The organism is Xenorhabdus sp. PB61.4, from assembly GCF_963894935.1.
GTDB classification, from domain to species: Bacteria; Pseudomonadota; Gammaproteobacteria; order Enterobacterales; family Enterobacteriaceae; genus Xenorhabdus; species Xenorhabdus stockiae.
The window spans coordinates 1-10,822 of the sequence record NZ_CAWQJR010000027.1 but is presented as its reverse complement, the minus strand read 5'-3'; the positions used below and the strand labels follow the sequence as shown (position 1 = coordinate 10,822).

Below are 10,822 nucleotides of genomic sequence, written 5' to 3'. Positions count from 1 at the left end.
GATATATGCTTTTTCATTTTAAGTATAGCAGGAATTAATAAAGGTAAAGTTTGATTTTGGATTTTGTTTTTTCTGGCGGGAGTATGATGATTTATTTTTAATTTTGTTTTTGATTTATATCACTCCTCACTTTTATTCAGTGAGGAGTGATATTTTATGAGGAGTATAAACAATGTATTATGGATTATAAAAATACATAAACAATATTGCTATGTTGAAATTAAATAAACCGATTCATAAGGTTTGATCTTAATTTCTTTTTCCACTGTGACGGGTGATGGATAATTACTGATTAATACCTGCCACTCTTTTTGTGTAAGTTCAGACTCTGGTGACCAAAGCTGTGTTTCATCACTAAGATTGGCAATAACCAATAAAGTCTGATCCTGCCAGCGTCGCAGATAACACCACAGAGAAGGGTGCTCAGGCAAAAGATCCAGATAATCACCATAAGTCAGTATGGGCTGTTTTTTTCTTAACTGAATTAAATCCTGATAGCAGTAGAATACAGAATCTTTGTCCTGTAATACGGATTCTGCATTGATTTCACGATAATTATCGCTGGTCGCTATCCAAGGAGTACCAGAGGTAAAACCAGCATTGTCAGTGTTATCCCACTGCATTGGCGTTCGGCTATTATCACGGGATTTTTGCGCCAGAATTGTCAGTATTTCTTCTGAAGACATACCTTGTTCAATGCGTTCCTGATACATATTCAGGCTTTCAATATCCCGATATTCTTCAATGCGCTTAAAGTGAGGATTGGTCATCCCAAGCTCTTCACCTTGATAGATATAAGGTGTTCCCTGCATTCCGTGCAGCACCATTGCTAACATTTTGGCAGATGCTTTATGGTACTGTTTTTCATCCCCGAATCGGGACACAATGCGGGGTTGATCGTGATTACACCAGAAGAGAGCATTCCATGCCTTTTGATGCATCCCTTGCTGCCAGACTGAGAAGATCTTTTTCAGTTCAATGTAATCTGGTTTTGCATGTGTCCATTTTTCCCCATTCGGGTAATCAACTTTCAGGTGATGAAAATTGAATGTCATGGAGAGTGTATTTCCACTTAACGCACTATAACGGACACAATGCTCAAGGCTTGTAGAAGACATTTCACCGACAGTCATTAACGCTTTAGGCTGGAAAACATCACGGCTCATTTCCTGCAAGAACTCGTGTATACGTGGGCCATCGGTATAAAAACGCCGCCCATCACCACGATCATCATCAGGATAGTCCTGCTGTTTTGAGACAAGATTAATGACATCCAGCCGCAGTCCATCAACGCCGCGGTCAGCCCAGAATTCACAGACTTTTTTCAGTTCAGAGCGAACGGGTTCATGTTCCCAGTTCAGATCAGCCTGTTCGACGGCAAAAAGGTGGAGGTAATACTGTTGGCTCGCTGCATGCCATTGCCACGCGTTGCCGCCAAACTTGGATTTCCAGTTATTAGGGGGATTATCCTGCCCACCACCCTCTTTCCAGATGTAAAACTGACGGTAAGGGCTATTTGCGTCCTGCGCGGCCTTAAACCACGGATGTTCCGTTGAAGTATGGTTGAAAACCATATCTAAAATGATGCGAATGCCACGACGATGGGCATTCTCCACCAAATTATCAAAATCTTCCATCGTGCCATATTCAGGATTAATTGCGCAGTAGTCGGCAACATCATAACCATTATCCACCTGTGGAGATGGATAAATCGGAGTAATCCAGATAGCACCTACTCCGAGGTGCTGTAAATAATCCAGACGTTGGGTGATCCCGTTAATATCACCAGTACCATTTCCTGTACTATCCTGAAAACTCTTTGGATAAATCTGGTAGATAGCGCTGTCTAACCACCACGGTTGTTGTTCAGTCATAACAATACCTTATAAAACTATATCCTATTAACTCGCAGCTTCATTATTGATCAATTCTGCTTTGCGTTCGTTCCTGCGATACATCAGAACAGTTAGTGCCATTGGTACAATAATTACAATCAGCATAGCGAGAAGGTAGATCATCCAGAATTGAGGTTTGATGGACAGAATACCCGGTATACCTCCCACGCCGATACCATTGGAAGTCACGTGGTTTAGCCCGCATAGCAAACCCGCCAGACTCGTACCAATCATTGCGCAGAACATCGGGTAACGGTATTTCAGGTTAATACCATACATGGCCGGTTCAGTAACGCCGAGGTAGGCTGAAATTGCCGCAGGAACGGAAAGCTCCCGCTCATTTTGTTTTTTACTTGCCCAGATGATGCCGATAACTGCGGAACCCTGAGCAATATTAGACAGAGCAATAATCGGCCAGATAGGGGTTCCGCCCGTGCTTTGGATCATTTGCAGGTCAATCGCCAGCGTCGTCTGATGTACACCGGTAATCACCAGAGGAGCATAGAAGAAGCCAAATAAGGCAGCACCGATTGGTGCAAAACTGCCGGTCATCAGCCCTTTGACGCACCAGGCCACACCATCACCGATTGAGCGCCCAATCGGGCCGATGATTGCATGAGCGAGGAAAACGGCCAGCAGCAGGGAAACAACCGGAACAACCACCAGATAAAGATAATCCGGCACCAGTTTCTTCAGGCGTATTTCAATCCAGCCTAGGGCTAATCCAGCCATCAGAGAAGGAATAACCTGTGCCTGATAACCTACTTTGGAGATGGTAAACCAGCCGAAATTCCAGACTTCCGGGATTTGTTGCCCAAGTTGATAGGCATTCATTAATTGTGGGGAGACTAACGTGATCCCCAGAATAATCCCCAGAATGGGCGTTCCACCCATTTTTTTAACGGCAGACCAGCAGATCCCGACAGGGAGATAGAAAAATATGGCTTCACCGATAAGCCAGAGGAAATCATAGATGGTTTGCCAGATTGGATATATATCGGAGAGAGGTTTTCCGTCACTAAATGGAATGCCGCCGATCAGATTTCGAAGCCCTAATATCAGACCGCCGCTGATAAGGGCTGGCAATAATGGAAAGAAGATCTCAGCAAAATGTGAAATAGCATTTTCATACCATTTCATATTTTGTCGTGCAGCCTGTTTAACCTCTTCTTTGTTTGCGGACTGCTTTCCGGTTGCGGCAAGCAGGGCTTTATAATAAATATCGACATTTGTTCCGATGACGACCTGAAATTGCCCGGCGTTAGTGAAACAGCCTTTTACCATTGGTAACTCTTCAATGGCCTTAGCATCAGCGTTTTCCGGGGTATTAAGAACAAATCTGAGCCTGGTGATACAGTGGGTTACGGAGGCAATATTCTCCTGTCCTCCGACTAATCTAATAAGATTATCAACATCCTTTTGATTTATTGATTTTTTCTTCATGCCTTTTCTCCTTTCTATGGCAGGAGTAGTGAATAACGGAAATTGGTACTAACAGAATGATTACTTTTATGATGAGATAATTCATAGAGTGAAGTAATAACCAGCCCATCCTAGTCAGATTTCAGAATTTTGAATATGAAAAGATACGTTGTTTGAGTTTTGGATCACATTTTATTCTACTAAATTGAAAATATAATAATTTTCATATTACTTAAATTTATTGTTTCAGTAATTTTAATTTACCGAAGGATTAATGCGTTTGATTTATGAGTTTTGTCGTTTTCATATATATTTTTTATTAATTATCAAATGAAATTTAATATTCTGATTTTACTGGTATGAAAACCCGTTTCACTGGAAGGAATATAAGTCAAACGGGCTGTTGGTTATTTATTTCGGTATTGTTTATGGATCCATTCCATCATAAGGTATTATAAAAAAAGGTTCGCACTCTTTAGTGTTACACCCTAGGTAAATAATTTTGTCATCATTGGTAAACGTGGTTATGCCACCACCATTGATATGAAAGTCCCATATTTCGTTGTTTAATTTCGCTCTGCCAACTATATCGCAGGGAGTTTGGTTAAATTCCCTATAGGGGGAATGTTCATATTGCTCGCTTATTTTAAAGATTTTATCTATGACTTTTTTGTTTAAATTCCATCTTTTGCACTCCTCTATAAGAAGGTTATCACTAGGGCTAGTACGGCTATAATTTTCAGATAAATTTAAAACAGGATTGTTGATTACCTCAAATTGATTGTGATTTGCATGAGCGTAGGGAGTTAATACTAAAACTATTAATATGAGTGACTTTATTTTTATCATTTTCAGTTAACAGGGTAATAAAAATTGAGATTATATATTTCAAGCTTAATTATAATTGGTTAATGAGAGTTTAGAAATAACTATTTTTCCGTTGATAATAGATAGATTAGGGCGTTAAGTGTTGTTGTACTCCCTTATTTTCTAAGAATAAGATGGTACCCGATATCTCCTACCGGATGCCAGATATCATTAACGAGTAACAAGATTAATAAATATTTGTGCTCCAATCAGAAGGCAGTCATCGTCAATAAAATAAGGATTGGAATGCGGGAAGTTGTCTATTCCTTTTTCTTTATTTCCGCTACCGAGGAAAAACATGGCACCTGTGCGATCTTTGGTGGCGTTAATCATGTAACTGAAATCCTCACTACCTGTTGCTGGGCGGATGTTAGCGATTATATTTTCTGAGGGCAGGAATTTGCCGGCCGCTTCGATGATACGCTGGTAAGCGTAAGGATGGTTTTCCACTGCTGGGTAAGTTGTGTAGCCTACTGTGGTTCTGAAACCGCCCGCTTCGCTGCGGGCAATAATTTCCTGAATACCATTTTTGAGGATTTGGTCAGTTTCCTTATCCATCGTCCGAATGGTTCCTTGTGCCTGAGCATGGGCAGCGATGGCATTGGGAATGGTTCCGCCGTTAATCATGCCGCAAGTGAGTACCGCCGGGCTGAATGGATCTGTCTTTTTCGCGACAATATAGTCCATATAATCAATAATGCGACACATCTCCCGAATGGCATCCAGCCCTTTTTGTGGTGCTGAGCCGTGGGCAGAAACACCGTAGACATCCAGAGTCCATGTCGTCCCCCATGAGGTGAGGGTGCCGCTTGTCAGAGCGATAGTACCTGTATCCTCAGCACCATCGTTATGCAGGGCATAGACTTCACTGACGCCGTCCATGCACCCCAGCTCAACCATTTTATCTGCGCCCGGAATGCGCATATCTTCCTCTGCCATCTGGAAGATAAAGCGCACGTTGACGTTCATCTCATGCTGATGCTGTGACAGGTAATTGGCGGCAGTCAGTGCAACTGTCATATGAGTGTCATGACCACAGTTATGCGCACAGCCTTCATGAACAGAGCTGTGGTCATTATTGGTCAGATCGGGCATCGCGAGTGCATCCATATCGGCACGAAATGCAATCAAGGGTTTGGCTGGATCAATAATTAAGTCGGCAGTAAAACCGGTATAATCTGAATAGTTTTTGGTGGTGTAACCAAAATATCTCATTAAATCAAGGCAATATTTTGCAGTTTTAAATTCACGACCGGATAACTCAGGAATTTTATGGAGATCCTGACGAGTCTTTTTGCTGAATTGTTCTAATGAAAATAGCGAGTCGCTGACATTATATTTATTCATTATCTAACCCCTTTTACGCTGAATTTATTTGAGTCATGAAAGAAGTATCGAAAAAAGGTAATAAACAGAAACTATCATGAAAAGCATGGTCACTTGCCATAATATTTTTTCTCAGTTTCTTTTTTATCGTCAGATCTAGGGAAATATTGTCATATATGATGGCTGGAACAACAGCGTATCAACACGAACACTGACTGTAAGAAAGATCGTGTTAATCTGGATGAGAGGGCAGTCAAGGATCTTTAATGCTGAGAGTACAACCGATCTTGAATTTATAAAAGATCGGCTTCCTGTAATGGATCAAAATATCATTCAGTTTATGCTGTTGGTTTGATATCCATAATAGTTTCAATCGCGCCACTACTTAAGAGACGCTGTTTATTAGGAACAGCCTCAATCAAATGGTTGACTGGCAAAACTCGGATACCTGAGCCCAAAAAGACCGGCACCGTGGTAAGAAATAGTTGTTGTAATTCTCCGGCATCGGCAAAGAATGCTGCCGTTTCTCCACCACCAATGATCCATACATCTTTATCTTTAGCGGCGGCCCGAGCTTTAGCTGCAATTTCACTGGCAGAATCATGAGTGATAACAGCATTAATTTCTGCCGGGACGGGTAAATTTCTGGAGGAGAGAATAAAAGAAGGGATATTTTGATATGGCCAGTGACCAGCCGTATTCTTCATAATCCATTCATAAGTTCCGGCCCCTATAATGGCTGCTCCAATACCCTGATAAAAGGTTTCATAAGGAGTGGCGTCATCGCTGAGAGCAAATGTCTCCAGCCAGCCTAACTCATGATTCTCTGTAGCGATATAACCATCCATTGTTGCAGCAACATAATAAATGAGCTTTGACATATCTTTCCTCATTTTACTTTTTAGGATTTATGAATATTTGGAAAACCCAGTTGGTGTTGAGATAATTTTTTTTGTTACATTATTAATAACTCTATCAGGGGAATCGAAAATGGATTAGCTTTTTAAAGTAATATTTTAGAACAGCATGTTTAAAATTGATGTTGGTCACATAAAGTTTTGAAATAAAGAGTTTGTCTATAATTTTTTATGTATTAACTGTCACAACTACTACAAATTTCAAATAAAGCAGGATGAATAAATTGATTTGTAACCATGTTGCATGGTTGCTTTAATCATCCGGTTTTTATCGATAATATATTTATACCCGTCGTCTTTCTAGTCGCCTCTTTGTTGGCTGCGCTCACTCACCCCAGTCACATAGTTATCTATGTTCCCGGGGATTTATTCTCTTGCCGCCGTGATGCAACTTGAAATCCATAGGGTACATTGATCGATCACATTAAATTCACTTTAAGGATAAATGATGGCTATTGGATACTTCTTAGTTGTTGGGGATAAGACAACATGTGGTGGTGCAATTTTAACGGGCAGTAGTACAGTCACTTTTTACGGTAAGCCGTCTGCTCTTGAAGGTTCAGAGGTCAGTTGTGGCAGATTTGCCGGTAAATACCGGATTATCGGCGGTGTCAGTGATTTTATCAATTATCAGCAAAGAATGGCAGGAACGCTGGATAGCCAGAGTAGTTGCCCTTGTCAGGCTGGCTTGATTCAGTCTATTCCTGATTCCTATGCTAAATAATGACGACTTACGACTAATTATGCCATTGTAAATATTTTCAATGGCATTTAAGAGATAAGATAAATAATTTACGTTATTGATAATTATCTTTTAAAATATAAAGGTTATTATCAAAAATAAGAGGTGTCTTATTGGATTGTTGTTTAATTTATTTATAGGATTACTCTTATTGAATAAGATAGGGCAGAAAACGGATTTAACCAAAATAAAAAGGATAACAAATTATGTCTAGATTTATTGTTACGCGGAATAACGGAAAAGCGCTTCTCGAAACTGAGTTTCATCTAACTCCGGGTAATACACTGACATTAAAGATTGATGGCTTAAACCTCAATACCAGAAAGCACCTTAAGTTTCTGTCAGAGAATGGTTTGGTAACTATTTTTCAGCGTGATAATCCTCAGATGAGAGAGCAGACATTGCAAATAACAGCGATTAATATAGGGGTAAGTAAAGTTAAGGCAGTTGATACAAATATTGATTTCTGTCCTAATTTTGCTCAGGGTGTTGCTGAGGACTGCTTTCCACATTTAACAATTAATATCGTGCCTAAAATATCGATCCCCGCTGATCTTACTGCCGAGCAGAGAGCTATGTTGATGGTGTTGTTGGCTGAGACATCATCTCCTGATTCTAAGAGATTTAAGTACGATGAAAAAGAAGCTAAAGATACTATGCAGTATATGCATGATGTTTTATTAAACAGAGTAAGGTCGCCTAAATCACAGTACCTTGGTGTGCCTAAACATGGAAATAAATTGATAGGACTGATTTCAGCACCAAGGGTAATAGAGGGTTTTCAGCAATATCCTAATATTAAATCCAGTATAAAGGATAGGATTGATGATATGCTCATGACTGCGAATGATGGGACTTATGAAAACTTTTTAGCGTATCGACGACTGATTACAAATGCCATAAATATAGCTAAAAGCAATACAATAGTTAATAAAGATGTTATTGCATGGAGAACACACAAGAGTGACTCACCCGGTTCAAATTTCATTAAATTATTTTCATTGCAAGGGCAGGATTTTTATAAACTTTCTGATAGTTATCTTAAATGAGATATGATATATGAAGAAATTTATTTTTTTATTTATTATCCTTTTTTCATCAAGTTCTTTTTCAAATAAGGAAGAATTAAATTTTAAGGATTGGGAAAATAAGGGAAGCTGGGGGATATATAATGAAAAGCCAGATAGTTATTTTAATCCTTTAAAAATAAAAGATTATAAAGAGGGATATTTGCCTTCATTCAGTTATCTTATTAATAAATTCGGATTTAATAGTGTAAATAATACGTACTGTGTAATAGGTTATAAGTGGAATAAAAAAGAAGATGATGAAGAATTCACAAGAGTTATTGTTTTCTGGAAGAATGCTAATTACTTAATTGATTGGGATCTACCTGATGGTGATACTGAGCATAGATATAAAGCCATTATCTTCAGTAAACCCTTCATTGATATGAAAGATTCAGTTGTCCCTTACAAAGAAGCCGAAGGCGCGCAGGCTTTGTGGGCAAAAGAAGGAGTTATTCAATTACTGGAAGATTGTGAGTTACATGGTCAAAAAATAACGATAAAACCTTCTGAGGTGGTTGATATTAAATAGTATTGAAGCTGCTCGCAGCCAGCGAGCAGTAGGAACCATTTTACAATTGATTCTTAGGCACAAAATCGTCACTAAAGACCATCCGCTTACGCCCCGGTTCTATTTCAGTCAACGGTTCTACCTGCCTCAATGTATTTTTACAACGTGTTACAAGATCCTGATATTCCCGAGTGCTGATCCGCTTCCATTCCAGTTCCTGCTCGGTCAGAGTACGCAAAGCGCGGGCGGGTGTGCCGACGATCAGCTGATTGGCCGCAAAAATTGCTTCTGCTTTGATAAAGGCCATTGCTCCCACGATGGAGTTTTCACCAATTTCTGCGCCATCCATTACAACTGAATTCATGCCAACCAAAACATTGCGCCGGATTTGGCACCCATGCAGTATAGCTCCATGCCCGATATGACCGTTTTCTTCAACTACCGTGTCCTGTTGGGGATAACCGTGCATGACGCAATTATCCTGAATATTCGAACCATCCATCACCACCAGCCGACCGAAATCACCACGCAGGCTGGCATTCGGGCCGATATAAACCTGCCTGCCAATAATGACGTCTCCGATTAAAACAGCGGTAGGGTGAACATAACTACTGGGATCAATAACCGGGGTTAAACCATCAAGTTGATATACAGGCATAAATATTTCCTCAAACAATTGTCAGACGTTACTAAGAGCCGCTGTGTAATCCTCCAAAACGACGATAGTACGCAGCAGCAGGCTGGGGCAATTTACCTATGGTGGTTTCACATTGTTCACCAATGTATCGTGTTGCGGCAGGGCCAATACGCTGGTAGATGTTGATGCATAAATTCCGGGCGATTTGGCCTTCCCACTGTGCAGGTAACAGCGCATTCGGTAATAGTGGATCACGCAGTACGACACGGCGGTAAAAGTGGATGAGCAGAAGACGTAACTGGAAACAGCGCTCTGGTGTCAGTTCGTCTGCATTACAATCTTGCAATAGTTTCATCAAGGGGCGGAATGTGATGATAAATTCATGATAGTGCTCAGCAACCTGATCCAGCGACCAACTGGCTGATACCCGTTCTTTCAGGCTCTGTTCGGAACGGGGATAAGGATAATCTGCCCGGAAGTAGATCACGGAATCACTGGCGTTGAGTTCTCCGAGCAGCGCCGGAATATCACTCTGTGAACTGCTGGGAGCTGCCATTAATGTGCTGTTGAGTTGACCAAATCCAAACCAGTTCAGCTCTTTTTTCAGGCGGGTACGCTCCTCTTTACAGGTTTCTTCCAACAGCAATAAATCCCATTTGCCATCCCATGCCGGTTGTTCGCTGAGATAAATTTTACTCTCCGCATGACGGAATTGGTTCATGCCTCGCTCAGTGATGCGGTAATAACTACGACGACCTATTTTCTCTACCTCCAGCCAACCCTCTTTTTGTAAACGAAATACAGATGTCCGGACAAAACGGTCACTGAATCCCAGTGGTTCCAGTAGAAGGCTGAGACTGCCCAGCCAGAGTTCTCCTCCCCGATGGCTGAGCGCATCGCCATACAGGGAAATGATCAGCGATGTTCCGCTAATCGGCTGGGCATCAAGGGCATGTCGAATAAAATCGTCGAGTTTGTGGGTCATATTTTGTTATTATCTGAGCGCAAATGTGTCATGAGGTACTCCATCCATTTTTCATGGAAGCTAAAAGTAGAATTTAAGTAATATGTAATACATGTTGCTTTGGTATATATCCACCTAATGCCATATTGGATCTTTCATGATTATAAAACCACCGCCGTTTTGTTGCATAGCCTTGTAATTCACTCAAGGAAGTGAATAAATAGTGTTCCAGCCACTCATAACGAACCGCTCGATTATAATACTCAATATATTCTGTTTAATCTTTCCAAATTGTATAAAATTCAACATGATCTCATATGCCTTTGCCCATTATTGAAATTCATGGCTAGTATACTAAATAGCTTGTCATAATGATGAGACTCTTATTTTTCTCATTTCTTTCCAATTCGTTAACGAGGCCCTTTTCAAAAAAATTTTCACATTACGAATAAGCTGCCACATAAATTGGCAACA

General features: G+C 40.5%; 10 protein-coding genes and 1 pseudogene. 3 read left to right on the top strand and 8 right to left on the bottom strand.

The features are described 5' to 3' along the window. Positions 1-209: 209 nt before the first annotated feature. The 5 genes from treC to AACX68_RS02660 form a co-directional block, all read right to left on the bottom strand. Positions 210-1,874 carry an alpha,alpha-phosphotrehalase gene (treC, locus tag AACX68_RS02680; protein WP_228860525.1) on the bottom strand — a complete coding sequence of 555 codons (1,665 nt, stop codon included), beginning with the start codon at positions 1,872-1,874 and terminating at the stop codon, positions 210-212. A 27-nt stretch (positions 1,875-1,901) separates the two neighbouring features. Beyond that, the gene (gene treB, locus AACX68_RS02675) at positions 1,902-3,338 is read right to left on the bottom strand and encodes a PTS trehalose transporter subunit IIBC (RefSeq protein WP_228860524.1); all 1,437 of its coding nucleotides are present in this window, start codon (positions 3,336-3,338) and stop codon (positions 1,902-1,904) included. A 405-nt stretch (positions 3,339-3,743) separates the two neighbouring features. Continuing rightward, positions 3,744-4,166 (bottom strand): hypothetical protein, encoded by a 423-nt coding sequence (locus tag AACX68_RS02670; RefSeq protein WP_228860523.1) that lies wholly within the window; start codon positions 4,164-4,166, stop codon positions 3,744-3,746. 189 nt (positions 4,167-4,355) lie between these two features. Beyond that, the gene (locus AACX68_RS02665; RefSeq protein ID WP_228860526.1) at positions 4,356-5,534 is read right to left on the bottom strand and encodes a M20 metallopeptidase family protein; all 1,179 of its coding nucleotides are present in this window, start codon (positions 5,532-5,534) and stop codon (positions 4,356-4,358) included. Between the two features lie 314 nt (positions 5,535-5,848). Beyond that, entirely contained in the window at positions 5,849-6,391 is a 543-nt protein-coding gene (locus tag AACX68_RS02660) for a dihydrofolate reductase family protein (RefSeq protein WP_228860522.1), read from the bottom strand. 484 nt (positions 6,392-6,875) lie between these two features. Here AACX68_RS02660 and AACX68_RS02655 point away from each other — a divergent pair, with 484 nt between their 5' ends. The 3 genes from AACX68_RS02655 to AACX68_RS02645 all read left to right on the top strand — a co-directional run bounded on the left by AACX68_RS02655 (position 6,876) and on the right by AACX68_RS02645 (position 8,768). Beyond that, positions 6,876-7,151, top strand: coding sequence for a PAAR domain-containing protein (locus AACX68_RS02655; protein WP_228860521.1), 276 nt, complete (start codon positions 6,876-6,878; stop codon positions 7,149-7,151). Between the two features lie 224 nt (positions 7,152-7,375). Further along, positions 7,376-8,218 (top strand): hypothetical protein, encoded by an 843-nt coding sequence (locus AACX68_RS02650; RefSeq protein ID WP_228860520.1) that lies wholly within the window; start codon positions 7,376-7,378, stop codon positions 8,216-8,218. A gap of 10 nt (positions 8,219-8,228) precedes the next feature. Then, a complete protein-coding gene (locus AACX68_RS02645) occupies positions 8,229-8,768 on the top strand; it encodes a hypothetical protein (protein ID WP_228860519.1) in 540 nt (179 codons plus the stop codon). Positions 8,769-8,808: 40 nt separating this feature from the next. On the opposite strand, the gene paaY is transcribed toward AACX68_RS02645, so the two are convergent. From paaY to AACX68_RS02630, 3 genes and pseudogenes are all read right to left on the bottom strand, one after another. Continuing rightward, positions 8,809-9,405, bottom strand: coding sequence for a phenylacetic acid degradation protein PaaY (paaY, locus tag AACX68_RS02640; RefSeq protein WP_228860518.1), 597 nt, complete (start codon positions 9,403-9,405; stop codon positions 8,809-8,811). A gap of 31 nt (positions 9,406-9,436) precedes the next feature. Next, the gene (gene paaX / locus AACX68_RS02635; protein WP_228860517.1) at positions 9,437-10,369 is read right to left on the bottom strand and encodes a phenylacetic acid degradation operon negative regulatory protein PaaX; all 933 of its coding nucleotides are present in this window, start codon (positions 10,367-10,369) and stop codon (positions 9,437-9,439) included. A gap of 73 nt (positions 10,370-10,442) precedes the next feature. Then, positions 10,443-10,678 (bottom strand): annotated as a pseudogene (locus AACX68_RS02630) (integrase core domain-containing protein); the annotation flags it as partial. Positions 10,679-10,822 lie beyond the last annotated feature (144 nt).